Below are 25538 nucleotides of genomic sequence, written 5' to 3'. Positions count from 1 at the left end.
CCTATTCATCGTCGGGCGCCCCCGGACCTACCGGCAGACCTATGACCACGATTCAAGCCCGAGTAACTGCTTCATTGGAACCCGCGCTGAGGGAACGCCGCCTGAGCGAACGGGTGTTTTTCCGCTTATTGCGTCACCGGCTGGCGCTGGTGGGCATCATTTTGACGGTCATCATCGTGATCATGGCCATCTTTGCTGAGGTTATTGCGCCCTACGACCCGTTGGAGATACACTTGAAAGACCGTCTGCAGCCCCCTAGCGCTGCGCACATTATGGGCACGGATCATTTGGGACGGGATATTTTCTCGCGGGTGGTCTACGGCGCGCGCATTTCCCTTCAGGTCGGGGTAGTCTCGGTAGCGTTGGGGACCATCGTGGGGTTGTTCGTGGGCATGGCGGCAGGATACCTGGGCCGCTCGGTGGATACTGTGCTGATGAGCATTATGGATGCCATCTATGCCTTCCCGGCCATCCTGCTGGCGCTGGCGCTGGTGGCGGCGTTTGGCCAGGGGTTGGTCACCGTCATGACCGCGATCGCCATTGTGCGCATCCCCATCTTCGCCCGCACCGTGCGTTCTTCGATTTTGTCCGAGAAAGAGAAAGAATATGTGGAGGCGGCGCGCTGTATTGGTCAGCGGGAGTGGCTGATCCTCTTCCGCCATATTTTGCCCAATATCCTGGCCCCGCTGATTGTGGTGACCACCACCTATTTTGCGGCAGCCATTGTGGTGGAAGCCTCGCTAAGTTTCCTGGGATTAGGCGTGCCACCCCCGGCGGCGAGTTGGGGCGTGATGCTTAATGATGGGCGCAAATACATGGAACAGGCGCCGTATGTGGTCATTTATCCGGGGTTGGCGATTTCGTTGGCGGTGTTAGGGTTCAACCTATTGGGGGATGGGCTGCGGGATGTGCTCGACCCGCGCCTGCGAAATGTAACATGAGCCAGACCCTTCCTCTAGAAACAGCCAGCAGTGAAGCCTTGCGGCTGCTGGTAGATTTGGTGCGCTTGCCCGCCTTCTCAGGCGCCGAGAAGGCGGCAGCTGATTATGTGCAGGCCCAAATGGTCCGCCTTGGGTTTGACGCGGTTGAGCGTGATTCCCTGGGAAATGTGATCGGGTTGTGGCGGGGCGAGCAGCCTGGACCCACCTTGATGCTGGATTCACACCTGGATGTGGTCACAGCAGGCGATGAGAGTGCCTGGCACTACCCGCCTTTTAGTGGCACGGTGGCCGATGGACGGGTGTGGGGACGCGGCGCAGCCGATACCCACGCCTCATTGGCCGCTATGCTGGCGGCAGTGGCTTCGATTCCACGAAGTGAATTGCGGGGACAAGTGGTATTGGCGGCGACGGTTTTAGAGGAAAGCCTCACGGCGCGGACGGTGGAGGACCTGCTTGTGCTTTACCGACCTGAAATTTTTATCACCGGCGAGCCGACCGGGTTACGCCTGGCGGTTGCTCAGAAAGGGCGGGCTACGTTGGAGATTCGCACCCAGGGGCGAGCAGCCCATACCTCTCACCCTCAGCAGGGGGAAAATGCCATTAAGCGCATGATGGCAGTCCTGGCGCGACTTGAGGCTCTGCCGCGTCGGTGCGATGATGATCTAGGGGAAGAAATTTTTGAAGTGACGGATATCTGCTCCGAGCCTTTTCCCAATATCAGCCTGGTACCGCCAGCCTGTCAGACGCATCTTGTAGCGCGCTTGTTGCCGGGTGAGACGGTGGCGTCTCTGCTCAAACGTCTAAGGCAAGCGCTGGTAGGCTTACCAGGGGTTGAGGTAAACCTGGCGACCTTGCGCCAGGTGTGTTACACCGGCCGGGTTTTGGAAAGGTTGGATTTTCTTCCCGCCTGGAAGGTGTTGCCTGATAATCCGTGGCGGGTGCGTATATTAGATGGCTTGAGGTCGCGGGGATTACCGGCAGAGACAATGTGCGCTGGCTTTGGCACCAATGCCTCAGCAGCGGCAGAGCAAGGCCTTACGGCGTTCATTTACGGGCCGGGGGATTTGGCACAGGCGCACATTGTGGATGAGTGGGTGGCGGTGAATCAAGTGGAACAGGCGGTTGAGGGTTATCGGGCGCTGGTTCTGGCCTGCTTGGGATGAAAAAAGGTGACCGGGGAAAGGTCACCTTTTGATCGCAGGGGTTTCTTTAGGATCATCCTCCATTGGCGGTGATCAATTGGCGGATGGCTTCCACAGCTTGCTCGGTGGTCATATTGCGGATATCCACGCCTTTGAGGTTCTCGCGATTAAAACCGGCTGCCTCGAGCGCATCTCGGAACATTTTAGATTGCATCTTGGGATCACAGGCAGCTACAAACAACTGATCAGTTGAGTCGCCCTTGAGCAGGGTGCTCAGGAAGCGATCGCCATCATCCGAGCAGAGTTGGGGGTGAATAGCCAAGTAGTCAATTAACCCTTCGCGGCGCAATGTGTTACCCACCTCGAAGATGTTCATTTGTTGAAACGAAGGGCAGGTGCCCTGGCAAACACAAAGAAGTAAACCTTTATTTCCCATTGTTAACCTCCTAGTTAACCGTGTGATTGGTGTAGTAGGTGATTGCATCCTGCGGACAGAGCTTGGCGCATCCCTTACAGAATTCAATGCACCGCTCAGGTGCGACGACCACCGGGTGCAGGTCACCGGGTTCAAAAACGTCGTTCTTGCAAAAGTCAACGCAAGAGTTGCAATTGATACATAGGTCTTCATTGATAACAGGGTACCAGTTAATAGCCATGAGTAACCTCCATGTTGGGATTAAAGAAACAGACCCTGGTGGTTGGGACAGCGAGGGAGTAAGGGGCTGTTTCAATAATATTCATATATTCGAATTAGATAATACCCTTTTGGGCCTGGTTTGGCAAGCCCAAAGTATCACCAAAAAATTGTGACAATCATCACGAAGTGGTGAGCGGGCGGTTTATCTCTTGTTACCAACTAGACATGGCCTTAGCATAAAAAGCGCGGTTGGGGTATGATAAAATCATAGGCAGTGATGAGTCCCCCCCTGATTTTATTGGCGTCAAATTCACCCCGACGTCGGGTGCTGCTTTCTTGGACTGGGTGGCCGTTTGAGGTGCGCCCGGCGGATATTGACGAGACCCAGGCCGTGGAAGAAACGCCACAGGATTATGTCCTGCGCCTGGCTCGGGAAAAGGCTCTGGCGGCGAGCGAATTTGAAACCGAAACCTCCGTAATCCTGGCAGCGGATACAGTGGTGGTGTTTGAGGATGAGGTGTTGGGCAAACCGGAGTCACCGGAGCAAGCAGTGGAATTTCTGCGTCGCTTGAGGGGACGGGTGCACGAAGTCTATACGGCTATTGCGGTGATTGACCGCCGCAGTGGCGAGTTGCTGACCGACCTTTGCCATTCGCTGGTGCCCATGCGTGCCTATCGCGATGATGAGATTGCGGCTTATGTCGCCAGCGGTGAGCCCATGGATAAAGCCGGCGCCTACGGCATTCAAAGTGCAACATTCCATCCGGTAACGGACTTTAAGGGCTGTTATGCCAGCGTGATGGGCTTGCCGCTGTGCCATCTCGTGCGCACTATGGCGATTTTGGGATTTGAGCCGCCGGTAGATGTGCCGGCGGTGTGTCAAAAGAATTTGAATTACGTCTGTCCCGTTTATCGAGCGATTTTGGAAGGCGAAGATGAAGGTTAGTGCATTGCAGCGAATGACGCGAAAACGGATTAGCCAAATGCAGTGGCGGAAAAAGGTGCTGGTGTTGGTTTTGATAGCGCTTCTGTTAGGGGCATGCCGCCCGACCGCGGAAACCCCGCTAAACCCTTCGGCACAACCCAGCCTGGGTGAACCGGTGGTCAATGTGACTTCAGCACCGGATGTGCGGGCAGCCGCCGAGGCGTTTTTAGCGGCCTGGAAAGCCGAAGATTATGCCGGCATGTATGCCATGCTGACCCGTTTGAGCCAGGATGCTATGAGCGAAGAGGCGTTTTCACAGCGCTATCGCGATGTGGCGGCCACCATGAGCCTGAGTGGGTTGGATTATGCGATCCTTTCCACCCTGACAAACCCAACGACTGCGCAAGTGGCTTATCAGGTAACTTTCCACACAGTACTGTTGGGAGACCTCAGCCGCGAGATGGTAATGAACCTGACATTGCAGGATGGCGCGTGGAAGGTGCAGTGGGAAGATGGGATGATTCTGCCTGAATTGCGCGGGGGCAACCGCCTGATGATGGATATTACCATCCCGGCGCGGGGTAATATCTACGATAATCAAGGTAATGCGTTGGCGGCGCAGGCGGATGCGGTGGCTTTGGGGATTATCCCGGGGCAAATTGATCCGGAGCAGGAGGGCACTTTAATCACCGAATTGGCCAACCTGACCGGCTTGAACCCAGATTACATCCGTTCGCTTTACCAGTATGCCGCACCCGATTGGTACATCCCAATAGGGGATGTCTCGGCGCAAGCGGTGCAACGACGTTATGATGTACTTTCGAACTTAAGCGGCCTGGTCATGCGCACCTACAACACGCGCTATTACTTTGACAGTGCGGCGCCGCACGTGACCGGCTATGTGCAACCCATCCCGGCAGAGGAATTAGAAAACTACAAGCGCAAAGGGTATCGTGGAGATGAGCGGGTTGGTATGGCCGGCTTGGAACAGTGGGGCGAATCCTACTTGGCAGGTCAACGCGGGGCGGCATTATACGTCACCGACGCCCAGGGCAATATCCTCACCCGCTTAGGACAGCGTGATGCCAAACCGGCCTATTCCATCTATACCACGTTGGATAAGAATTTCCAGGTCCAGGTACAGAAGGCAATTGAAGGCTTCCGCGGTGCCATTGTGGTGCTGGAACGGGATACCGGGCGCATTCTGGCTTTGGCCTCTTCCCCTAGTTTTGACCCCAACCTGTTTGATCCCAACAACTACAACAGCGCCTGGTTGCTCAACCAGGTGTTTGATGTGAACACCACCCCCTTGCTTAATCGTGCCACCCAAAGCGCTTACCCGCTGGGCTCGGTGTTCAAGATCATTACCATGGCTGCAGCTCTGGAGAGCGGCCTGTTTACCGCTGATTCGACCTATGAGTGTGGGCACACGTTCACCGAGATTCCCGGCTTGACCCTTTACGATTGGACGTATGAAAAAGAAAAACCGCCCAGCGGAACCTTGACGCTACCTGAGGGGCTGATGCGTTCTTGCAATCCATGGTTCTATCACATTGGGCTGGAACTCTACCGCCAGAATCGCCCCCAGGATGTGAGCAATATGGCGCGGGCGTTCGGACTGGGCAGCCCGACCGGTATCGAGCAATTGCCCGAGGTGGCGGGTAATATACCCGATCCGACCAGCGAGAACGATGCCGTACAGTTGGCGATTGGGCAAGGAGCCATGTTAGTCACTCCGTTGCAGGTGGCGGATTTCATTGCGGCAGTGGGAAATGGTGGCACGCTCTACCGCCCGCAAGTGGTTGAAAAAATCACCAACCCGGATGGCGAAGCAGTCTATGCCTTCAAGCCTGAGGTGAAGGGACAACTACCGGTTTCGCCTGAAAACCTCAAGATCATCCAGGATGCCATGCGTAGTGTGGTCAATAACCCGCGTGGCACAGCACATTTTGCCTTAATAGGTTTACAGATCCCCATCTACGGCAAGACCGGCACGGCAACGAATCCTGCCGGAAAACCGCACGCCTGGTTCGCGGGTTATACCAACGCCAATCGTAGTGACAAGCCGGACATTGCCGTCGTGGTGTTGGTGGAAAATGGCGGCGAGGGTTCAGAGGTGGCTGCGCCCATCTTCCGCCGTGTGATTGAGGATTATTTCTTCGGGCAACCTTTGCGCCTCTATCCCTGGGAGGCTTCATTTTATGTGACCCGAACACCCACACCGCTCTATACTGAGACCCCAACGCCCACACCAGTACCCACTGAGACCCCAGTGCCTACGGAGGAAACACCCACACCATGAGTCCAGAGATGACGCGTTACGGCTCCGATCCGGCTTGGGGACAGGTTGTTCGGGCTCAATCAGGCTTTTACACCGTACGCATGAGTGGTGGGCAAAGTGTGGTTTGCCGTTTGCGTGGGCGTCTTAAAAGGCTGCATCGTCAGGGGGATGTGGTAGCGGTGGGGGATTGGGTGCGCGTGACGGTGCTTCCGGATGGCAGTGGGGTCATTGAGGCGGTGGCACCACGCCAGCGCGCCTTGGAACGCCGCGCACCCACTGCGCGGGGCACATACCAACAGGTCCTCTTGGCCAATCCGGATCAGTTGGTCCTGGTGTTTGCTTGTGCTCAACCCGAGCCACGCTTGCGCATGCTGGATCGGTTCTTGGTCATTGCCGAGAAACAGCAGATCCCGGCGCTGATTGTAGCCAATAAAGTTGATCTGGTGGGTTTGGAACGAGCGCAAGAAATTTTTGCCATTTACCCGCCCTTGGGTTACCCCGTGCTATATACCTCAGCCAAGACGGGCTACGGCATCGAGGCCCTCAAGGCCCATCTGATAGGTAAACTATCGGCTCTGGCCGGGCCCTCAGGGGTGGGCAAGAGTAGTTTGCTCAATGCCATCCAGCCCGAGTTGGGTTTGGCAGTAGGCAGTGTGCGTGAGAAGGGGGGCAAAGGCCGCCACACTACGGTCGTGCGGCAATTATTCCCTTTAGATGGTGGCGGATACGTGGCCGATATGCCCGGATTGCGCACCCTCGCCCTCTGGGATACCCAACCCGAGGAACTGGATGGGTATTTTCCCGAGATCCGCGACCTGGTCGCACTGTGCCAGTTCAATGATTGCTCCCACACCAATGAACCGGGCTGTGCAGTGCGCGAGGCCGTGGCGCAGGGTAAGATTCACCCCCAGCGCTACGAATCTTATCTGCGCCTGCGTGCGGGCGAGGAAGAAGAGAGCGAATAGTCCCCATTTTTCTTAGGTGATCTATATGGCAACCCCCTCAATCTTGCACTGGCAACGTCTGACCCTGGTGTTAAGACATCCGTTTCGACTTTCTTACGGCGTAAGCGAAACACGCCACACCTACTGGCTGCGGCTCGAAGATGACCTTGGTTGGGGGGAGGCTACATTACCACCCTATTACGGGGTTGACTTGAATACATTTGAGGCCTTTTGGGAACAGCGGGCCAGAGGAGGCCTCTATCTACCCCAGTCATTGGAGGAGGTGCCGGCTTGGGTAGGGGATGAAGGACCGGCTGCGGCTCGCTGTGCGCTGGAAATGGTGGCATTAGATTACCTGGCGCGCCAGGCTGGTCAACCCCTGTACCGCTGGCTGGATCTTCCTGCCCCGCCGAGGTTGCCGACCTCGGTGACGATTGCGATAGATACCCCCGATGCCATGGCCGATATGGCGTGGCGGATGCGAGCCTATCCGGTGTTGAAATTGAAATTGGGCAGCCCAGAAGATCTGGCTTGTTTAGAGGCGGTGCGATCTGCGCGCCCGGATGCCGAGATTCGGGTGGATGCCAATGCTGGCTGGACTCCGGACGAAGCCAAGACCTACCTGCCGCGCTTAGAGGCGCTTGGGATTGCCATGATTGAACAGCCTTTGCCCAAGGCGGCCATTGCAGAAATGGGTCAATTGCAGGCCATGACCCACATCCCGATTGTGGCGGATGAATCGCTGCAAACCTATGCCGACGTAGAGGCACTGGCGGCGGCCGGAGTACGAGGCGTCAACGTCAAACTGATGAAGACCGGGGGGGTGCTCAACGCACTGCGGATCATCCGCCGCGCCCGTGAACTGGGACTCAATATACTGCTGGGGTGTATGATTGAAACGTCACTGGGTACGACGGCCATGGCGCATTTGGCGGCGTTGGCCGATTGGCTGGACCTGGATGCGCCGCTTTTGATCGCCAACGATCCTTTTGAGGGATTGGTTTATGATGCGGAAGGCCGCATTCACGTGCCGGAACGCCCTGGAATTGGGGTGATCTTGCGCCAGGAGGTGGAACATGGGTGAAATGCTTGCTCCAGAAGCACAGGTACAGAAGGTGCTGGCGCGCTTAGCGCGCGAGCGCGCAGATGAACGCGTGCATGTCTTTCAGGTCCACGTTGAGAAAGTTGAAAATTGGCGCCTACATGTGAGCGGCCGAATTTTAGACGAAGAGGATCGTCAGGCCATCCACGCGGCGCTTAAGGCAGAGGATGAGCGGTGGGATGTGGAGGATAGTGCATTGCAGGTTTTACGCCGCCCCCATAACCCGGTCTTAGCGGTGGCCACCAACCTGACCAGCCTCCACCGTGAGCCGTCTTTCCTGGCTGAGATGTTGACCCAATTGCTCTGGGGGGCAGAGGTGGAAGTGTTGGAAGAGAAGGATCACTGGGTGTTTGTGCGTTGCGCCGATGGTTATCTGGGGTGGACCTACCGACCTTACCTGGGTGAGAAATTGCCACAGGTACCTACCCATCTTGTGGCGGCACCGGTGAGCCTGATTCGAGCCCAACCCGAAACCGATGCCCCTTTGGTGAGTCGTCTGTTCGCTGGCACTGCGGTTGGGGTGCGAGAGACACGGGGGGATTGGGCACAGGTGGAGGCGCACGTGTCGGGCTGGGTGCCTTGGGCAGATCTCCGTGCTTTGGATGCTTTGCCCCGTTCTGCGGAGGCGCGGCGGAAACAGATGATTGAGGATGCCTACCGATTTATCGGCGTGCCGTATTTGTGGGGTGGCACGACCGCTAACGGCATAGATTGCTCCGGGTTTGTGCAACTGGTGCATCGGTTGAATGGTATTACTCTACCGCGCGATGCCGATATGCAGCAGGCCGCCAGTCGGCCATGTGATCCTGAGCAACTACAACCCGGTGATCTGCTCTTCTTTGGTGAGAAGGGTGAAGCGCGGGCGATTACCCACGTGGCATTGAGCCTGGGCGGGTGGCGCGCCTTGCATTCTTCCCGTTCCCGCAATGGCGTGTATGAGGATGACGTCCAGCACGTTGCTCACTTGCGCGATTCGCTGGTGGCGACAGGGACGTTTTTGGCTTAGGGTAAGGTAATGGCTGAAGGGCTGAGTTCACCGGTTGGGCCGCGGGTGGTCGTGGCCGGGCGTGAGCGGGATTATTTTTCAGGCACGGGATATTTGGGGTTGCAGAGTGATCCGCGTGTGCTGACCGCGGCGCAGGCTGCGCTGGCACGCTTTGGGTTGAGCACGGCCACCTCGCGCGGGGGCTACGGTGAGCATCCCCTCTATGGCGAACTGGAGCAGGCAATTTGTGCCTATTTTGGAACGGAGCGCGCGCTGTATTTGCCCACGGGCTATCTGGGGATGATGTTACTGCTCCAGGGGCTGCGCGGTCAGGTTGAACGGCTCTTCGTGGATGAGGCGGCCCATTTCAGTCTATGGGATGCGGCGCGTGGCAGTGGACTACCGATGGTACCCTTTCACCATCTGGACGCCGAGGATTTACGGCGGCAAATCGCTCTTCATTTGCGCCCGGGCGAGCGCCCGCTGGTGCTTAGCGACGGCGTGTTCCCAATTTCAGGCGAGATTGCCCCATTACCGGACTATTTGCACATTATTGCCGAATATGAAGGTCTGGTCGCCCTGGATGATGCCCATGGAGTAGGCGTTTTAGGCGCGCATGGGCGAGGGACGCCAGATTATTGGGGCGTAAACAATGCCCGCTGTCTCACCACGGCCACATTGAGCAAAGCCCTGGGGGGATATGGTGGCTTTTTGGCAGATCGGCAAGCGCGCATTCAGCACTGGTTGGCTCATTCGGCGGTGTATGTCGCGACCAGCCCGCCTCCATTGCCGATTGCAGCGGCCTCGGCGGAGGCGTTGCGGATTGCCTTGGCCGAACCGCAACGGCGTGAGCGCCTGTGGCAAAACGTGGCGCTGGCGCGGGCGGGTTTGCGCGCCTTGGGTTGGGACTTGCCCGACACCCCCGTGCCGATTTTATGCTTGAAGGCTCAGCCCGGGGTGGACTTAGGCGCCCTGCAACAGCGTTTGTTTGAGGCCGATATCTGCGTCGCCTACGTCACGCGTTATACCAGTACCCCACCGGGTGGGGCATTGCGCATCGCGATCTTCGCCACGCATACCGAAGACCAGATCAACCGCCTAGTGGAAACCATTGGCCGGTTGATTTAGCCGTTCGAGAGGCCGTTGGCGCGATTTTCGGTGCGGCGCAAAGGTTCCCCGGATTTGACTTGAAAGACGTCGAAATCACGGGCGACGAAAACGTTAGGGAAGACCGCCTGCGCCTCGTGAAGCACATCCTTCTCGCGATAGCGCCGCGAGAGGTGAGTCAGGATCAAAGCACCGACCTCGGCCCGGCGAGCCAGTTCAGCGGCACGGCGTGCGGTGAGGTGACCGAAATGATGGGCCATTTCGGCTTCTTCTTCTAGATAGGTGGCTTCAATGACCAGTGCATCGGCTTGGTAGCAGGGTTCAACCAGGGAGTCAATTTCGCCGGCGTCCCCAACGATGGCCAAACGCGTGCCGCGGCGATATTCGCCCAACACCATGTCAGGCGTGATGATGCGTCCGTCGGGCAGGGTTACCGTCTGCCCTTCTACCAGGTGACGGCGTAGGGGGCCATTGGGAATGCCTAACGCTTCGGCTTTTTCGGGCAGGAAGGGGCGGCGTCCTTTTTCTTCAAAGCGGAAACCCAGGCTATCGGCGCCACGGTGTTGCACCGGAAAGGCGGTGATGGTGAAATCATCGGCTTCGAAAAACGTACCATTGGCAATTGGGCGCAGGTTGAGCGGCATGGGCGGGTTGGCGCCGCGCAATACCACCCCAAAAAGAAGGTCGTGAATGCGTTCCAGAGCCCCTCGGCTACCAAAAATTTCCAACTCGTCAATGGTTTCCCAGCGCATAAAGGTTGAGAGCAATCCGGCCAAGCCCAGGATATGGTCCAGGTGCCCATGCGTGATCAAAATACGGTTGAGGCGCTTGAAACCGATTCCGGCTTGTAAAATCTGGCGCTGGGTGCCTTCACCACAATCTACCAAAAAGCGGTGTTCATCGTGTTTAACGACAATCGCCGGCAGATTACGCCGGATCGAGGGTGCGGAGGCTGAGGTGCCGAGAAAGATAAGTTCGAACAAGGAGACCACCTGATTAAGTCGTGTCCCCTATTTTAATGCAAGTTGGCGGGAAGCAGTAAAATTATCTCATAGAGACACCGTTGTTTGAAAAGAAAGCCACAGGAGGTTATCCCATGGAACTTAAGATCGTCCCGATTGAAAAGCCGGAAGCGGTGAACGTCATTATTGGACAATCGCATTTCATTAAGACGGTTGAGGATATCCATGAGGCCCTGGTCACTAGCGTGCCGGGGATCAAGTTTGGGCTGGCGTTTTGTGAGGCTTCTGGTGCCTGCCTGGTGCGCTGGAGTGGCACTGACCCTGATCTGATTACCATGGCGCAGAAGAATGCCCTGGCGGTAGGAGCAGGTCATGCTTTCTTTGTGTTTTTGGGGGAGGGTTATTACCCGATAAACGTGCTCAAAGCCATTCAAGCCGTGCCGGAGGTGTGTCGTATTTTCTGTGCCACTGCCAATCCCCTCCAGGTGATTGTTGCCGAAACCGAGCAAGGACGGGGTATCCTGGGTGTTATTGATGGCAGCAGCCCTAAAGGTATTGAGGACGAGGAGGGTATAGCCTGGCGTAAAGGTTTCCTGCGCCGCATCGGCTACAAGGCTTAAGGTGCGGAACTTGCAACAGGAGAAGAGCGTCTTACATTTATCCTGTTGATTTTGGGGAAGGAGTAAATCATGCGAACTCGAATCATCGGCATGCTAATCTTGACCGTGTTGCTTGGAGGGTGTGGCATTTTGGGCCAGCGGGCTACCCCTTCAGATGCTGAAATGGCGACTCAGGTGGCTCAAATCCTGACCGCCATGCCCACCCCTACGGCACCACCGCTCGAACCCACCCCTACGCAGCCGCTGCCCACGGTGGTTCTGACCGAAGAGCCCACGGTTGCTCCACCCGCTGAAACGCCAACGCCCCTGCCGATCGAGCCCACGGCAACCCCTCCGGCCTATCCGCCGCCGGAGACCGTTGTGCCGACTGCGACGGCTACTGTAACCGTGACGACCCAGCCGACCCCAACCTTTGCTTTTACCCCGCCGGCAACCGACCCGGTGCTCAAACTGGGCAATGCTACCTGGACGGATAACATGGACAATGATCGCAACTGGCCGACCGGCGCAGATCAGTATACCAGCGTTGAATTCCGTGATGGCGTGATGCGGCTCACCGGCCTGACCACGACCGATGGTTGGCGCATGACCTGGCCAAAGGTGGCCGATTTTTACCTAGAAGCCACGTTCCGCACCGGCGAGTGCAAGGGCAGTGATCGCTATGGGTTGTTCTTCCGCGTGCCGATTTTGAACACCCCTGATCGTGGTTATCTGTTTGGTCTGACGTGCGATGGCAAATATGCGTTGCGCCGCTGGGATGCCTCGGTAGGCACGCGGGGTGAGATGATCACGCTGGTCAATTGGAAAGCCAGTGATGCCATTAATGCCGGACCGAACCAGGTCAACCGCCTGGGGGTGATGGCCATCAGAGATCGTTATGCGTTATACGTCAACGGGGTGTTGTTGACCGAAGTGCGCGATGATCGCTTCCTGGAAGGCTATTTTGGCGTTTTTGTCGGCGCGCGTGAGACTGAGAACTTTACCATTCAAGTGGATCAGATTCGCTACTGGGAGAATCCGCGTCCTTGAGCGTTCGCACGGGCTTGAACATCTTCAAAAGGCGGGTTGTACAAACCCGCTTTTTGATTTAGAAGGGCGATAAAATCAGGGTATCCCATCTTGCTAGAAGGATGAACCATTGTGATAACGCTCAAAGGTTATCAGTTGTTTCCCCATTTGCCCCGCATTCGCACCGACACACCGGGGTTCTTGTTGGAATGTGCTCAGCGCTATGGCGATTGGGTGCATTTCGATGTTGGGGTTACCCAGGCCTTTTTCATTAATCATCCCGATGCCGTACGGCAGGTCTTGCAAGAGAATAATCGTAATTACACTAAGGATACGATCCAGTATCGCACGTTAGCGTTGATCACCGGCCAGGGATTGCTCACGGCGGATGGTGAACCCTGGTTACAACATCGGCGGCTGATTCAACCTGCGTTTGCCCGTTCGCGCTTGGTGAGCCTGGATGATGTTGTAATGGGGGTGGTGGATCGAATGTTGGTGCGGTGGGACGCTTGGGCTAAGCAAAATCAGATCGTGGATGTAGACCACGAGATGCTGGAAATTGCTTTAGAGGTGGTAGGGTTGGCGCTGTTCGGGCTTGACCTCAGCCGCGAAGCGCCGCAATTGGTCCGAGCGGTGCTAACGGCGTTGGATTACGTCATTTATCGCGCTCAGAACCTGGTGGTGCCACCGCTCTCCTGGCCAACCCCGCGCAATCGGGCGTTTAAACGTGCTTTGTTTGAATTGGACCAAGCGGTGGAAGCGATTTTGACCTCACACCAGGTTCGGGATGAGGGGGAAGAAACGCTGCTCGATTTACTGGTGCGGGCGGAGCAGGCTGGGCAGTTAACCCGGCAACACGTGCGGGATGAACTGGTGACCATGATTGTCGCCGGGCACGAGACGGTGGCCACGGCATTGACCTGGACATGGTATTTACTGGCGCATCATCCTGAAGTTGAATCGGCTTTGATTACCGAGATTGATACCGTTCTGGGTGGGCGTCCACCGGGGCGGGAGGACTTGCCAAAGTTGACTTTTACGGCCCAGGTCTTTGCCGAAGCCTTACGCCTTTATCCCCCAGCCTGGCTGATTACACGGCGCGCCCGTGGTGCCGACACGATTTCAGGTTATGAAATTCCGGCCGGAGCCTTGATCATCATCAGTCCGTATGTCTTGCATCGTCATCCGGCGTTCTGGGAAGATGCAGAGGCATTCCGACCGGAGCGCTTTGATGAACGCCAGGCGCGTGCCTATCCGCGCTTTGCTTATATTCCTTTCGGGGGTGGGCCGCGCTTGTGCATTGGTAATCAATTTGCCCTGGTTGAGGCACAACTAATCTTGAGCCGGGTGTTGCAACGCTATCGTCTTGCCATTGCCGGCGCAGGGCCAGTGCGGGCGGAGCCGCTGGTGACCCTGCGCCCCAGGGGTGGCATGCCGATGCGGTTGATCCCGCGCTAGATTGACTCAGATGATCTTCTCGACGACCTCGATCCCATTGAGCGCCATGTGGTAGAGGAAAATGGCGTGAAGCAGGTCGCCGGGGTGCGGGAAACCACCTTCTTTCTCCGCTACCTCGATTGGGCGGTCGTAGGTTTCCACACCGTCCACCGGCACGATTACACGGCGTTGTAATTGGCGGGCGTTAGCATCCAGGCGCAGGTGCATTGCCAACTGGTAGGTGCAGAGATCGGTACAATCTCCAACGACGATAAAGGTATCAACCTCGGGGTGTTGTGCCAGCCAGTCATTGAGTCCGGTGTTCAAGCCGGAAGAGATGGAGTTCTTCTCCAGTATTAGCATCTGGTTGAAGAACGGCAAGCGTTTGAAGGCGTCCACCGGTTCAGCCTCGGCGGTGCCACGGATGCAATGCGGTGGCCATGCCGAGAATTCCACGGCGTCCGGTTCATGGCTGTCTTGGGTGAGCAGGATGTGGCGAATCCCATAGTCCCAAGCGCGCTGAAACAGTGTAGCAATGGGTTCGACAATGCGCCCAACGCGTTCGCTGGCGAGCGGCCCGCTAACACAAAAACCATTAATGACATCCACCGATACAATCGCCGCGTGGTTGGGGTTGGGTGCTACATCTTTGATATCAACCACCGGAAGTTGCGCTAACCACTGTTCCAAATAGCGCAGGAATGGAGCGCTTTGGGCTTCTAGGTTCAAGCGGGGCATACTTCAACCTCCTAACAAAGGCAGGACGAATTGGTGTATTCTTTACACTAACTAAATTTTAGCCGTAAAAAAAGGGATGTCAAGCCAGTGCCTGAAAATTCATAGAGTCTCATCTAGGTAATCCGGATGGGCGTTAATCCATCCTTGAAGTGCATTTGCCAGGCGGGTGATGCTACCCTATACAATGCCAGTGGCAAGGCTCGGATATTGGACAACACGCTTGAGATCCAAGCCAAGCGATCTGCAACCACACGGCGGGAAATTTTCTGGGGTGTCATACCTTTTGGGTGAGAGTTATTTGCATCCGTTCACGTTCCAGAGGCACCAGGTCACCAGCACGACGCAGAATGTATAAAACATACTCATCCGCTAAATAGGAATCGCGCGCATAAATGCGTTCCCTGCGAACGATATATGCCGCTAAGAAGGGATCTGCTTTTGGGATTACGACTCAATCAACGCGGTTGACCCGAAACAACGCTTCCAGGGCTTGCGCAACTTCCACCTTTTCATGCACCGATAAGCGGCGTGCGAGCGGAATGCCGACATCCACATCGCTGGATGTCAGAGCGGTATGGACTCACCGTTGAGCAAGAAGCACGCCGCGGCTTTGGCCTGGACGCCAAAAAACTAAGGGATAAGGCTGTCGTAGGCCTCACACAAGCGGGTCAGGGTAGATAACGCATTCACAAAAAATAGTTATGCCCTGCCGCTGCGGTTCGGTTGGGCGCGTCACCACCGTTTCTGTAAGCGGATGCGCAGGATAATGGCCGTGGTGTTGAGCAGTAGCAGTACTGCTAGAAGGACGATGATGCCTGCCGCGGCTAACTGCTGAAATTCTTTCTGAGGCAGGGAGATCCAGTTGAAGATCTGGATGGGCAGGACGGTAAAAAGATCCAGTGGGCCGCGCAGGTCGAAGCGGATATAGGTCAATGCGCCAATGGTGATCAGGGGCGCAGTTTCGCCAATCGCGCGGGACATGGCCAGGATGGTGCCGGTCAAGATCCCTGGCATCGCGTAAGGTAAGACGTGATCGCGCACGGTTTGCCACGGTGTCGCCCCTAATCCAAAGGCCGCCAGGCGCACACTGCGTGGCACGGCGCGAATCGCCTCGCGTGAGGAAACGATCACGGTGGGCAAAACGAGCAAGGTCATGGTGAGTGCACCGGCTAACAGGCTCCGACCCAGGTTTAATCCATAGACGAAAAGGCCAAGGCCGAGCAAGCCGTAGATTATGGACGGCACCCCTGCCAGATTGGAGATATTGATCTCGATAAAACGGGTGAACCAGTTATCACGGGCATATTCTTCCAGATAAATGGCTGCCGCCACTCCAATCGGGAACGAAAGAATCGCGGTGATCACGGCCAGCCACAGCGTGCCTTGTAGAGCGGATCGTAGGCCCGATTTTTCGGGAAAGCGCGAAGGAAAATGGGTGAACAGTTCTGGCCGCAGCCAGGGCAGTCCATCCAGAAAGACATCAATTAACAGGGTGAGCAGGACCACAATTCCAATGAGCACGGCCATAAGGGCCAGCCACTCGAAATAACGCCCGCGTTGCTTCCTTTGTTGCAGGCGTTGTAATTCCTCTGCGGAGAGAAAAGCCGTAGTGTTCATTCGTATACCTCGCGGAAGCGGCGAGTGAGGAAGTGACTGATCACGTTCATGACCAGGGTCATCAGGAAGAGCATCATGCCTACGGCGAAGATGGTCAGGTAAGCGATGCTTTGTTGCGGTGTATCTCCCAGGCTGACCTGCACAATGTACGCCGTCATCGTCTCAATGGACTCCAAGGGATTAAGGGTGAGTTTGGGCTGCTGACCGGCGGCGATAGCCACGATCATGGTTTCGCCGATAGCGCGCGAAACAGCCAAGATGAACGCGGCGCTGATCCCCGAGAGGGCGGCGGGTACCACGATTTGCGTGGACACCTCCAGCTTGGTGGCGCCTAGTGCATAAGCCGCATCGCGTAGTGAGCGGGGTACGGCCGAAAGCGCATCCTCCGAGATAGACGCTACCATGGGCAGGATCATGAAACCCATCACGATACTGGCGCTGGCGGCGTTGAAGGTTTGGGTCTGAGGAAAAATGGACTTGAGCAGAGGGGTAACGAAGAGCAAGGCAAAATACCCGTAGACCACCGTGGGGATGCCGGCCAGAACTTCCAGCACCGGTTTGAGAATGCGGCGTACGTTTTCGGAGGCGTACTCGCTCATGTAGATGGCTGCCAGCAACCCCAGCGGCAGGGCAATGATCATGGCACCCGCCGCAACCAGCACTGTGCCATTGACCAACGGCCAAATGCCAAATTTTTTAGAAGCAAAGAGTGGCGTCCAGCGTGTTTCGGTAAAGAATTCCACAATTGAAACTTGCTCAAAGAAAAGGATTGTCTCACGCAATAGGGTGAAAACGATTCCCAGGGTCGTGAGGATGGAGACGGCAGCACAGATTAGAAGCCCGAGTTGGATGAGGCGTTCTCCGGTGCGTGGACGGCGTTTGAGGGCCTGTATCACAGGCGAAGGGGCTTGTGTCACTAAAGGGGTGGTCTTTACGCTCTCCATGCAGGCTAGTTCTCCCAAGTGAGCCTGGGAAGGGCTGGACAAAGTCCCTTCCCAGGTAGATTTTACTTGAAATTAGGCTTGGAGACAGGATTTTTGCTACTGTTCTTTCGCCAGTAAATCGGCCAGGCTGACGCCTACGGTTGATCCTTGCCCCTCAAAGATCGAACCGGTCACACGGTTATCATAGCGTTTTTGAGCCAGTTCGTAGATTTCAGGGGTCAGAGGGATGTAGCCCACTTCTTTGACAATAGTGGCAGCATTCTTGAGGTAAAAGGCGACGAAGGCACTGATTTCATCTTTTTCATCCACGCGGGCGCGATTGACATAGATAAACAAGGGGCGAGAGAGGGGTTGATAGGTGCCGTTAGAGACGGTCTCCAGGCTGGGTAGCACGCACCCATTACCACCATCAATGGCCACCAATTTGAGTTTATCCTGGTTCTCCTCATAGTAAGCCAATCCAAAGAAGCCCAGTGCGTTCTCATCGCCTGCAATACCCTGAACGAGCACGTTGTCGTCTTCACTGGGCAGGAAGTCACCCCGGCTGGCCCCTTCTTTGCCCACAATGGCTTGGGTGAAGTAGTCATAGGTGCCCGAATCAGTACCAGCACCGTAGAGGTTCAATGGACGATTGGGGAAGCCTTCCCGCACTTGGCTCCAATTAGTGATCTTGCCTTCGGCCTCGGGTTCCCAAATCTTCTTCAGTTCTTCCACGGTTAGACATTCCACGAAGTCGTTCTTGGGATTGACCATAACGGCGAGGCCATCAAACGCCACCGGTAATTCGATGTACTCAATGCCGTTCTGCTTGCAGAGTTCAGCTTCGGATTCCTTAATCGGGCGGGAAGCATTAGAAATATCGGTCTCACCATTGCAGAACTTCTTAAAGCCACCACCCGTGCCCGAAATGCCGACCGGGACACGCACGTTCGGGTATTCCGCCTGGAACTCTTCAGCAATAGCCGCGGTGATGGGCGCAACCGTACTGGAGCCATCTACCAGGATGGTACCTTCAATGTCGGCTGGCGTCGTTGGTGCTGGGGTGGCGGTAATGACCTGGGGTGTACCCTGAACAATACGGGTGATCTCGATCACCGTTGGTTCAGAAGATGCGGGGGTGGCGGGTGCACAGGCGCTGGCTAGAATGGCCACCAGGAACAACACACTTGCTAGACGGAGCAACTTACGCATGGGTCTTCTCCTCTCACTTGAAATAGGATCATTTCACATTTGAGTATATACATAACGTGTTAAGGTGGCTCAAAAGGTGGTTTAAGAATCGGTTAAGGTTTACTCAAACAATTATCTTCACATTTGTGAATTATATTCACAAATGTCTTGTACCCGTTCTGAATTTCCTTATAATCACATCTAGCCCCCTCTGCGAAATGCGAGGCTCAAGAATGTTGCTAAATGCCGATCGCCTGGACCTCTTAGCGCGCATTGCCGAGATGTATTACGAATCCAACCTGACCCAGGATCAGATTGCCAAGATCACCGGCTATTCGCGCTCGATGGTTTCGCGTTTGCTGACCGAGGCACGGCGGCAAGGTGTGGTGGAGATTCGTATCAACCATCCGATGCAACGCCGCCGGGATCTCGAACAGGCGTTACAAGCGCGCTTGGGTTTAGATGAGGTCTGGGTGATGGTGCGGGGAACGTTGGCACACAATGAGATGTTGCGCCGCTTGGGGATACTGGCGGCGCGATTTTTAGAAGCGCACCTGCACGATTACATGACCTTGGGCACGTCCTGGGGCACAGCCGTTTATGAAACGGTCAACGCTTTGCAGCAACGTTCATTTCGGGGCATTCGGGTGGTGCAGATGATTGGGGCATTGGGCACCCCCAATCCGGATATTGACGGGCCGGAACTGGCGCGGCGCATGGCGCGGGCGCTAACCGGTCAGTATGCCACCTTGCCGGTGCCGCTGATTGTGGATAGCGAGGCTACCCGCAAGGCTTTGATGCAAGCACCGCACATTCAGCGGGTGGTGCAATATTTTCACCATATTGATCTGGCACTCGTGGGTGTGGGGACGGTAGAACCTGAATATGCCAGCCTGTTGCGCGCCGGTTATCTGACCACCGAGCAATTGGAAGATTTGCGCACGGCAGGGGCGGTGGGTGATGTCTGTGCGATCCACATTACCCTGGATGGGACCTTGGTGGATACACCACTGACCCGTTGCATTATGGGTATTGATGCGGCAACCTTGCGCAAAGTGCCCATCCGCATCGGCGTAGCGGGCGGGCAGGCTAAGGCATTGCCCATCATTGCCGCCAGCCGCTCCGGATTGATCAATCGCCTGGTGACCGATGAGGTCGCAGCGACGTTTGCGTTACGCGCGTTAGAGGAAGGATTACCATCGTATGACGACACAACCAACTCTAATCACCGTTGAAAACACGATACCTGTGGATCATGACCATTTGCTGGCCGAATTGGGCCGTGACCAGGCATTAGACATGCTGGCCACTATGTGTTTGATTCGCGCCTTTGAAGAAAAGGCGGAGGACCTCTTTGCCCGTGGTTTGGTGCACGGAACCATGCACCTTTCAATCGGCCAGGAAGCGGTGGCAGTAGGTGCCACCCGTGCCATGCAAAAAGGTGATTATCTGCTCAACCATCATCGCGGGCATGGTCACTGCCTCGCTTGGGGTAGCGATGTCAACTTGATGATGGCTGAGTTCCTGGGCAAGGAGACCGGCTACTGCCGCGGACGTGGCGGCTCGATGCACATCGCTAATGTGGAGGCAAATAACCTGGGTGCCAATGGCATAGTGGGGGGTGGCTTGCCCATTTCAGTTGGCGTCGGGTTGAGCATAAAAATGCGCCGCACGTCGCAGGTTTGTCTGACCATCTTTGGGGATGGGGCAGCTAACGAGGGTGCCTTTCACGAGGCGCTCAATATGGCCAGTATCTGGGATTTACCGGTGGTCTATCTATGTGAGAACAACCAGTATGCCATGTCCATGGCGGTAACCAAGGCGTTCAACATTGAGCGCATCAGCCAACGGGCGTGCGCTTATGGTATTCCCGGCGTCACCGTGGATGGCAATGATGTACTGGCGGTGTATGCCGCCATCCGCCAGGCCGCGGAACGAGCGCGCGCGGGGCAGGGGCCGACTCTGGTTGAAGCGGTTACTTATCGCTGGCGAGGCCATTCCAAGAGCGATCGTCAGGCCTATCGCACCCGCGAAGAGGTTAAACTCTGGCAACAGCGCGATCCTATCCGCCGCTTTGCAAATTTATTAGGCCTGAGTGAGGAAGAATTAAACCGCTACATCGAGGAAGCCAAAGCCCGCATCGAAGCTGCGGTCGCCTTTGCCCAAGCCAGCCCTGAACCGGATGTGAGTACGATTCTCGAGGGAGTCTATGCGTGAGATCACCTACGTCGAAGCCATTCGTGAAGCCCTCGCCCAAAAGATGGCTGAGGACCCCACGGTTTTCCTCATCGGGGAGGATATTGGGGTTTATGGCGGTGCCTTTGGGGCAACCGCAGGGTTAATTCAGCAATTTGGCGAAGAGCGGGTCATTGATACCCCGATCTCTGAGGCCGGGATTGCTGGGGCCTGCATTGGTGCTGCCTTGACCGGCATGCGCCCGGTGGGCGAAATCCAGTTTATGGACTTTGTGACCCTGAGCATGGAGCAACTGGTGCTTCAAGCTGCCAAGATTCGCTTTATGTTCGGGGGAAAAGCCAAAGTGCCATTTGTGCTGCGCATGCCCGGCGGCTCTGGCACCGGTGCAGCGGCGCAGCATTCGGAGAGCCTGGAAAACTGGTTTGTCCACGTTCCGGGGTTAAAAGTAGTGATGCCCAGCACCCCTTATGATGCCAAGGGGTTATTAATAGCAGCCATCGAGGACGACAACCCGGTCATTTTTGTTGAGCATAAGTTGCTTTATAAGATCAAAGGGCCGGTGCCCGAAGAGATGTATCGTATCCCCCTGGGAAAGAGCCATGTTGTGCGTGAGGGCAAAGATCTAACTGTTGTCGCGACCTCGGTCATGGTACAGCGAGCCTTGCAGGCTGCCGAACAATTACAAGCCGAAGGGATTGAAATTGAGATCATTGATCCACGGACCCTGCGCCCCTTGGACGATGAGCCGATTATTCGCTCGGTGAAGAAGACCGGTCGGGCGTTAGTGGTGCATGAGGCGGTCAAGATGGGTGGCTTTGGTGGTGAGATTGTCGCACGCATTGTAGAGAGCGAGGCGTTTGACTATCTGGAAGCACCGGTGCGCCGTCTGGCTGGTTTAGATATCCCCATCCCGTATAACCGTACCCTGGAATACCATGCCGTACCCCAGGTGGAAAACATCGTTGAAGAAGCCCGTAAACTGGTTAAAGGGGTTTACTAGGAGGCAATGTGGCAACGGAAGTTATTATGCCCAAATTCGGCTTTACCCAAGAGACGGCGGAAATCGTGCGCTGGCTCAAACACGAGGGAGATGCAGTTGAGCAGGGTGAGCCGATCGCCGAGGTAACCACCGACAAGGTCAACATGGAAGTAGAGGCACCGGCAAGCGGGATACTGGCTGGGATCCGTTACCGCGAGGGTGAGGTGGTGCCAGTCACTCAGGTGATTGCCTACGTCTTACAACCCGGTGAGACCTTACCAGGCGGCCCTACGTCTCCCACGCCCTCTGTCGCTCCTTCCCAAGTTGTACCCACCCCGGCTGAACAGTCCCCTGAAGCCGCAGATGTGCCGGTTACACCGGTGGCGGCGCGTTTAGCCGAAGCTGAGGGTGTGGATTTGAGCCGAATTAAAGGAACAGGGCCGGGTGGACGGATTACGCGCAAAGATGTCGAAGAATATTTAGCAACCCGAGCTGAGGGTGAAGGTAAAGTGCGGGCAGTGCCGGCAGCGCGGCGGTTAGCGCGTGAACTGGGGGTGGATTTAGGTCAAGTGGAGGGGAGTGGGCCACGCGGGCGCATCCAGTCGGAGGATGTCCGGCGTGTCTATGAGGCGCAGGCGCGAACGGTAACGGCCGCGCCTGAAAGGGAACCCGAGGTTACCAAGCCAGTAGCGCCTCCTTTAGGTGGAGAGACTTTTGGGGTGCAAACACCCATTGCAGAGGTTATTCCGCTGGCCGGGATGCGCAAGGTGATCGCTCAGCGCATGCAACAAAGCGCCCAACAGGCTCCCCATATCCATTTGGAGATCACCGTTGATGCTACGGCGGCCGAAGCGTTACGGGCGCGTGCCAATCAGCGCCTTAAAGAAGGACAACCCAAAGTCAGTCTGACGGCAGTGATCGCGCGGGCCTGTGCCTGGGCGTTGACCCAACACCCCCGCCTGAATGCCTGGTTTACGGTGACTCCCCAGGGCGAACAAATTATCATTCCGGCGCAGGTCAATCTGGGCATTGCGGTGGCTGTTGAGGAAGGGTTGATCGTGCCGGTAGTGCGCGATGCCGCGCGAAAAAATCTGCTCCAATTAGCGAGTGAGATAAGCGACCTAGTCGAGCGAGCACGCGCCAACCGCTTAAAACCTGAAGACGTGGTGGAGGGCACTTTCACCATCTCCAATCTGGGAATGTTTGGGATTGAACGCTTTACGGCGATCATCAACCCACCCCAGGTCGCAATCCTGGCCGTGGGTAGTTTACGGCGCGAGGTGGTGGCGGATGAGCAAGGACAGGTTCGGGTGCGCCCGGTATTCACGGTGACCCTTTGTGCGGATCACCGCGTGGTAGATGGGGCGGTGGGGGCGCGCTTCCTGGCCGACCTGCGGGAAGCGTTGGAGCAACCGGAAGTGATGGTGGTGTGACCCGATAAAAATTTTGTGCGGAGGGAACGTGACTTCAAACTCGCTAAATCTGCTAGACTTATTAGTACCAGAAGCCATTGCCCTAAACATTAGAGCAACCTCGGCCGAAGAGGTTATCCGCTGCCTGGCGGAGGCGTTGCTCAAGGGAGGCTATGTGCGAGAAAGCTTTGCTGATGCCGCCTTAGCACGAGAGGCAAAACTACCAACCGGTTTACGGCTAGCTGGGGACGTGCACGCCGCAATCCCTCATACGGATATCGAGCATGTTCTTCGTCCGGCGGTGGGATTGGCCACCTTGACGGAACCCGTGATATTTCAGAACATGATTGATCCCACCGATGCCATTCCGGTGCGTCTCGTCTTCTTGCTAGCGTTGGAGCAACCCAAATCACAGGTTGAGATGCTCCAGCAAGTAGCGACGATTTTGCAGAACCCTCAGGTCGTTCACGATTTAGTTAGTGCACAGTCTTTGGAGGCAGTGCGTCAGGCACTGGCGCAAGTGATCACCACACAGTCTTGAGCGGGTATTCTTCTTTATCTTTTCCATCCCAATTTACTATAAAAACCTGTTCCTTGAGGAGGTAAACGTGAGCAAGCCTAAAGTGATTTTGGTCGCCTGCGGTACGGCTATCGCCACCTCGACCGTGGTGGCACATGCGATTGAAGAGGAAATGAAGAAACGGGGATTAAACGTGACCACGCGCCAGTGTAAAGCGACCGAGGTTCCAAGCCTCGCCGCTGATGCAGATTTGATTGTCACCACGACCCCGTTGCCTTCAAATCTTGGAAAACCCGTGATCCAGACCTTGGCGTTTCTCACGGGAATCGGAAAGGAGGAGGTGCTGAAGCAAATTGAAGAGATTCTGAAACAATAATCTTCCCCTATTCGATCGTTCATTTTTTTCGTTCTGTTATACCAATCCTCTCAGGAGGCAAAAAATGGATGCCGTATTAAGTGCGATTAAGTCGTTGTTTGATACGCTTGGCGCCACTGTTATGCTGCCCATCATTATCTTTCTTTTAGCCTTGATCCTCGGCGCCAAACCCGGCCGAGCTTTTCGGGCGGCTGTGACCATCGGTGTGGCTTTCGTCGGTATCAATCTCGTCATCGGTCTGATGTGGAGCAACCTGACCGAAGTAGCTCAGGCCATCGTCAAGAACACTGGCGTCACCCGTGATGTGGTGGATGTGGGTTGGCCTTCAGCTGCAGCCATCGCGTTTGGTTCATCGGTGGGGTTGTGGGTCATCCCGTTGACCATTGTGGTCAACCTGATTTTGTTGGCGCTGCGCCTCACCCGCACCCTGGATGTGGATGTGTGGAACTACTGGCACTTTGCCTTCATCGGTTCGCTTATTGTAGCGGCGACCAACAACCTGCTCTATGGTTTGATTGCAGCCGCATTAGCCGCCGCTCTGGCGCTCTTCCTGGGCGACTGGACCGCTAAGGCCGTGCAGAAATTCTATGGCCTGCCGGGCATTTCCATCCCTCACCTGACCTCGGCGCCCATCGTTCCGATTGCGATTGCCACAAACTGGGTAATCGAACGCATTCCTGGCCTGCGGGATGCTGAATGGGACACTGAAACCATTCGTAAGCGTCTCGGGGTTTTTGGCGAGCCTGTGATCCTGGGTTTGGTGATCGGGTTGGTTTTGGGTGCGATTGCGTTCTATAACGCTGGCGACTTCGTGACGGTATTGGCGAAGGTGCTGGGTGCGGGCATCAATCTGGCAGCGGTCATGCTCTTGCTGCCACGCATGGTCTCGATCCTAATGGAAGGCTTGATCCCGATTTCCGAATCAGCGCGTGAGTTCATGCAAAAGCGCGCAGGCGGGGATCGCGAGTTCTACATCGGCCTCGACTCGGCCATCTTGATCGGTCACCCGGCGGCGATTGCCAGTGCGCTGGTGCTTGTTCCGATTGCCATTTTGCTCAGCATCATCCTGCCTGGTAACCGCGTCATTCTCTTCGCCGACCTGGCCGTGATCCCGTTTGTGGTGGCAATGACGGCGCCGGTGATGCGCGGGAACGTGTTGCGCATCGTGATTGCAGGAACGATTACCCTGGCCATTGGTTTCTACATTGCCACCTCCATGGCGCCACTCTTCACCGCAGCGGCGGTTGCTTCCGGCTTTTCACTGCCTGAGGGTGCCGTACAAATTACCAGCATTGCGGATGGCTTCCTCTGGCCGCCGTTCCTGTTCGTCCGCACGGTGCAGGGTTTGGGTGCGTTAGGGTTGGTGGTATTGTTGGTCGTCCTGGCCGCAGCGTTCTTCTTCTTCCTGCGCAACACCAAGGCGTGGGAAGTGGCAGCGGGTGCTCCAGCCGAAGCCCCGGCCTCTGCTGATTAAACGCGTCTTTCCGCTTGAGTT

Annotated in this window: 25 protein-coding genes; 18 read left to right on the top strand and 7 right to left on the bottom strand. The window is 56.1% G+C overall.

Going from position 1 to position 25538, the window contains the following annotated elements:
- The first annotated feature begins 41 nt into the window (after positions 1-41).
- Both QYE77_RS06765 and QYE77_RS06760 read left to right on the top strand, forming a co-directional pair.
- Entirely contained in the window at positions 42-941 is a 900-nt protein-coding gene (locus tag QYE77_RS06765; protein WP_315624616.1) for an ABC transporter permease, read from the top strand.
- Positions 938-2104 carry a M20/M25/M40 family metallo-hydrolase gene (locus tag QYE77_RS06760; RefSeq protein WP_315624615.1) on the top strand — a complete coding sequence of 389 codons (1167 nt, stop codon included), beginning with the start codon at positions 938-940 and terminating at the stop codon, positions 2102-2104. The genes QYE77_RS06765 and QYE77_RS06760 overlap by 4 nt, the downstream gene beginning before the upstream one ends.
- 52 nt (positions 2105-2156) lie before the next feature.
- Here the strand turns inward: QYE77_RS06760 and QYE77_RS06755 are convergent, their stop codons facing one another.
- Both QYE77_RS06755 and QYE77_RS15350 read right to left on the bottom strand, forming a co-directional pair.
- Positions 2157-2519 (bottom strand): hypothetical protein, encoded by a 363-nt coding sequence (locus tag QYE77_RS06755; RefSeq protein ID WP_315624614.1) that lies wholly within the window; start codon positions 2517-2519, stop codon positions 2157-2159.
- A 10-nt stretch (positions 2520-2529) separates the two neighbouring features.
- Complete coding sequence (locus QYE77_RS15350; RefSeq protein WP_399389719.1) at positions 2530-2739, bottom strand: ATP-binding protein; 210 nt, start codon at positions 2737-2739, stop codon at positions 2530-2532.
- Positions 2740-2997: 258 nt separating this feature from the next.
- Between QYE77_RS15350 and QYE77_RS06750 the strand changes: the two genes are divergently transcribed.
- From QYE77_RS06750 to QYE77_RS06725, 6 genes are read left to right on the top strand one after another with little or no spacing between them, the layout of a single operon-like run.
- Entirely contained in the window at positions 2998-3666 is a 669-nt protein-coding gene (locus QYE77_RS06750) for a Maf family protein (RefSeq protein ID WP_315624613.1), read from the top strand.
- Complete coding sequence (locus tag QYE77_RS06745) at positions 3656-5947, top strand: penicillin-binding transpeptidase domain-containing protein (protein ID WP_315624612.1); 2292 nt, start codon at positions 3656-3658, stop codon at positions 5945-5947. Before QYE77_RS06750 ends, QYE77_RS06745 begins: the two co-directional genes overlap by 11 nt.
- The gene (gene rsgA / locus QYE77_RS06740) at positions 5944-6891 is read left to right on the top strand and encodes a ribosome small subunit-dependent GTPase A (RefSeq protein ID WP_315624611.1); all 948 of its coding nucleotides are present in this window, start codon (positions 5944-5946) and stop codon (positions 6889-6891) included. Before QYE77_RS06745 ends, rsgA begins: the two co-directional genes overlap by 4 nt.
- A gap of 25 nt (positions 6892-6916) precedes the next feature.
- Positions 6917-7954, top strand: coding sequence for a dipeptide epimerase (locus QYE77_RS06735; protein ID WP_315624610.1), 1038 nt, complete (start codon positions 6917-6919; stop codon positions 7952-7954).
- Entirely contained in the window at positions 7947-8978 is a 1032-nt protein-coding gene (locus QYE77_RS06730; RefSeq protein WP_315624609.1) for a C40 family peptidase, read from the top strand. Before QYE77_RS06735 ends, QYE77_RS06730 begins: the two co-directional genes overlap by 8 nt.
- Before the next feature lie 9 nt (positions 8979-8987).
- A complete protein-coding gene (locus QYE77_RS06725) occupies positions 8988-10085 on the top strand; it encodes an aminotransferase class I/II-fold pyridoxal phosphate-dependent enzyme (protein WP_315624608.1) in 1098 nt (365 codons plus the stop codon).
- Here the strand turns inward: QYE77_RS06725 and rnz are convergent.
- The gene (rnz, locus tag QYE77_RS06720; RefSeq protein WP_315624607.1) at positions 10082-11047 is read right to left on the bottom strand and encodes a ribonuclease Z; all 966 of its coding nucleotides are present in this window, start codon (positions 11045-11047) and stop codon (positions 10082-10084) included. The two genes, QYE77_RS06725 and rnz, sit on opposite strands and share 4 nt — an antisense overlap.
- 113 nt (positions 11048-11160) lie before the next feature.
- Between rnz and QYE77_RS06715 the strand changes: the two genes are divergently transcribed.
- From QYE77_RS06715 to QYE77_RS06705, 3 genes are all read left to right on the top strand, one after another.
- On the top strand, positions 11161-11646 hold the full coding sequence (locus QYE77_RS06715) for an adenosine-specific kinase (RefSeq protein WP_315624606.1): 486 nt from the start codon (positions 11161-11163) through the stop codon (positions 11644-11646).
- Between the two features lie 69 nt (positions 11647-11715).
- Positions 11716-12675, top strand: a complete 960-nt coding sequence (locus QYE77_RS06710; RefSeq protein WP_315624605.1) for a 3-keto-alpha-glucoside-1,2-lyase-like domain-containing protein — start codon at positions 11716-11718, stop codon at positions 12673-12675.
- A 111-nt stretch (positions 12676-12786) separates the two neighbouring features.
- Entirely contained in the window at positions 12787-14112 is a 1326-nt protein-coding gene (locus tag QYE77_RS06705) for a cytochrome P450 (protein ID WP_315624604.1), read from the top strand.
- 6 nt (positions 14113-14118) lie between these two features.
- Here QYE77_RS06705 and QYE77_RS06700 read toward each other — a convergent pair whose 3' ends face one another.
- The 4 genes from QYE77_RS06700 to QYE77_RS06685 form a co-directional block, all read right to left on the bottom strand.
- Positions 14119-14829 (bottom strand): cysteine hydrolase family protein, encoded by a 711-nt coding sequence (locus QYE77_RS06700; RefSeq protein ID WP_315624603.1) that lies wholly within the window; start codon positions 14827-14829, stop codon positions 14119-14121.
- A gap of 732 nt (positions 14830-15561) precedes the next feature.
- Complete coding sequence (gene pstA / locus QYE77_RS06695) at positions 15562-16446, bottom strand: phosphate ABC transporter permease PstA (RefSeq protein ID WP_315624602.1); 885 nt, start codon at positions 16444-16446, stop codon at positions 15562-15564.
- Positions 16443-17390: a phosphate ABC transporter permease subunit PstC gene (gene pstC / locus QYE77_RS06690; protein ID WP_315624601.1), complete on the bottom strand. Its 948-nt coding sequence runs from the start codon at positions 17388-17390 to the stop codon at positions 16443-16445. The genes pstA and pstC overlap by 4 nt, the downstream gene beginning before the upstream one ends.
- A gap of 96 nt (positions 17391-17486) precedes the next feature.
- Complete coding sequence (locus QYE77_RS06685) at positions 17487-18581, bottom strand: PstS family phosphate ABC transporter substrate-binding protein (RefSeq protein WP_315624600.1); 1095 nt, start codon at positions 18579-18581, stop codon at positions 17487-17489.
- Positions 18582-18793: 212 nt separating this feature from the next.
- Between QYE77_RS06685 and QYE77_RS06680 the strand changes: the two genes are divergently transcribed.
- The 7 genes from QYE77_RS06680 to QYE77_RS06650 all read left to right on the top strand — a co-directional run bounded on the left by QYE77_RS06680 (position 18794) and on the right by QYE77_RS06650 (position 25517).
- Positions 18794-19795 (top strand): sugar-binding transcriptional regulator, encoded by a 1002-nt coding sequence (locus tag QYE77_RS06680; protein WP_315624599.1) that lies wholly within the window; start codon positions 18794-18796, stop codon positions 19793-19795.
- A gap of 64 nt (positions 19796-19859) precedes the next feature.
- Positions 19860-20777 carry a thiamine pyrophosphate-dependent dehydrogenase E1 component subunit alpha gene (locus QYE77_RS06675; protein WP_399389915.1) on the top strand — a complete coding sequence of 306 codons (918 nt, stop codon included), beginning with the start codon at positions 19860-19862 and terminating at the stop codon, positions 20775-20777.
- Entirely contained in the window at positions 20770-21756 is a 987-nt protein-coding gene (locus tag QYE77_RS06670) for an alpha-ketoacid dehydrogenase subunit beta (RefSeq protein WP_315624597.1), read from the top strand. Before QYE77_RS06675 ends, QYE77_RS06670 begins: the two co-directional genes overlap by 8 nt.
- An 8-nt stretch (positions 21757-21764) precedes the next feature.
- Positions 21765-23168 carry a dihydrolipoamide acetyltransferase family protein gene (locus QYE77_RS06665; RefSeq protein WP_315624596.1) on the top strand — a complete coding sequence of 468 codons (1404 nt, stop codon included), beginning with the start codon at positions 21765-21767 and terminating at the stop codon, positions 23166-23168.
- Between the two features lie 28 nt (positions 23169-23196).
- Positions 23197-23688 (top strand): PTS sugar transporter subunit IIA, encoded by a 492-nt coding sequence (locus QYE77_RS06660; protein ID WP_315624595.1) that lies wholly within the window; start codon positions 23197-23199, stop codon positions 23686-23688.
- A gap of 67 nt (positions 23689-23755) precedes the next feature.
- On the top strand, positions 23756-24043 hold the full coding sequence (locus tag QYE77_RS06655) for a PTS sugar transporter subunit IIB (protein WP_315624594.1): 288 nt from the start codon (positions 23756-23758) through the stop codon (positions 24041-24043).
- 64 nt (positions 24044-24107) lie between these two features.
- The gene (locus QYE77_RS06650; RefSeq protein WP_315624593.1) at positions 24108-25517 is read left to right on the top strand and encodes a PTS galactitol transporter subunit IIC; all 1410 of its coding nucleotides are present in this window, start codon (positions 24108-24110) and stop codon (positions 25515-25517) included.
- Positions 25518-25538 lie beyond the last annotated feature (21 nt).

This window comes from Thermanaerothrix solaris, assembly GCF_032334255.1.
GTDB lineage: Bacteria > Chloroflexota > Anaerolineae > Anaerolineales > Anaerolineaceae > Thermanaerothrix > Thermanaerothrix solaris.
Note: the sequence above shows the minus strand (reverse complement) of the source record. Positions and strands in the feature narration are given on the sequence as shown.

Excerpts from the sequence above, each read along its gene's own strand:
- QYE77_RS06750 (WP_315624613.1), top strand. The coding sequence starts at position 2,998 with ATGAGTCCCCCCCTGATTTTATTGGCGTCAAATTCACCCCGACGTCGG.
- QYE77_RS06670 (WP_315624597.1), top strand. The coding sequence starts at position 20,770 with ATGCGTGAGATCACCTACGTCGAAGCCATTCGTGAAGCCCTCGCCCAA.
- QYE77_RS06710 (WP_315624605.1), top strand. The coding sequence starts at position 11,716 with ATGCGAACTCGAATCATCGGCATGCTAATCTTGACCGTGTTGCTTGGA.
- QYE77_RS06765 (WP_315624616.1), top strand. The coding sequence starts at position 42 with ATGACCACGATTCAAGCCCGAGTAACTGCTTCATTGGAACCCGCGCTG.
- QYE77_RS06745 (WP_315624612.1), top strand. The coding sequence starts at position 3,656 with ATGAAGGTTAGTGCATTGCAGCGAATGACGCGAAAACGGATTAGCCAA.
- QYE77_RS06680 (WP_315624599.1), top strand. The coding sequence starts at position 18,794 with ATGTTGCTAAATGCCGATCGCCTGGACCTCTTAGCGCGCATTGCCGAG.
- QYE77_RS06755 (WP_315624614.1), bottom strand. The coding sequence starts at position 2,519 with ATGGGAAATAAAGGTTTACTTCTTTGTGTTTGCCAGGGCACCTGCCCT.
- QYE77_RS06650 (WP_315624593.1), top strand. The coding sequence starts at position 24,108 with ATGGATGCCGTATTAAGTGCGATTAAGTCGTTGTTTGATACGCTTGGC.
- QYE77_RS15350 (WP_399389719.1), bottom strand. The coding sequence starts at position 2,739 with ATGGCTATTAACTGGTACCCTGTTATCAATGAAGACCTATGTATCAAT.
- QYE77_RS06735 (WP_315624610.1), top strand. The coding sequence starts at position 6,917 with ATGGCAACCCCCTCAATCTTGCACTGGCAACGTCTGACCCTGGTGTTA.
- pstA (WP_315624602.1), bottom strand. The coding sequence starts at position 16,446 with ATGAACACTACGGCTTTTCTCTCCGCAGAGGAATTACAACGCCTGCAA.
- QYE77_RS06715 (WP_315624606.1), top strand. The coding sequence starts at position 11,161 with ATGGAACTTAAGATCGTCCCGATTGAAAAGCCGGAAGCGGTGAACGTC.
- QYE77_RS06730 (WP_315624609.1), top strand. The coding sequence starts at position 7,947 with ATGGGTGAAATGCTTGCTCCAGAAGCACAGGTACAGAAGGTGCTGGCG.
- rsgA (WP_315624611.1), top strand. The coding sequence starts at position 5,944 with ATGAGTCCAGAGATGACGCGTTACGGCTCCGATCCGGCTTGGGGACAG.
- pstC (WP_315624601.1), bottom strand. The coding sequence starts at position 17,390 with ATGGAGAGCGTAAAGACCACCCCTTTAGTGACACAAGCCCCTTCGCCT.
- QYE77_RS06760 (WP_315624615.1), top strand. The coding sequence starts at position 938 with ATGAGCCAGACCCTTCCTCTAGAAACAGCCAGCAGTGAAGCCTTGCGG.
- QYE77_RS06685 (WP_315624600.1), bottom strand. The coding sequence starts at position 18,581 with ATGCGTAAGTTGCTCCGTCTAGCAAGTGTGTTGTTCCTGGTGGCCATT.
- QYE77_RS06725 (WP_315624608.1), top strand. The coding sequence starts at position 8,988 with ATGGCTGAAGGGCTGAGTTCACCGGTTGGGCCGCGGGTGGTCGTGGCC.
- QYE77_RS06700 (WP_315624603.1), bottom strand. The coding sequence starts at position 14,829 with ATGCCCCGCTTGAACCTAGAAGCCCAAAGCGCTCCATTCCTGCGCTAT.
- QYE77_RS06675 (WP_399389915.1), top strand. The coding sequence starts at position 19,860 with ATGCTGGCCACTATGTGTTTGATTCGCGCCTTTGAAGAAAAGGCGGAG.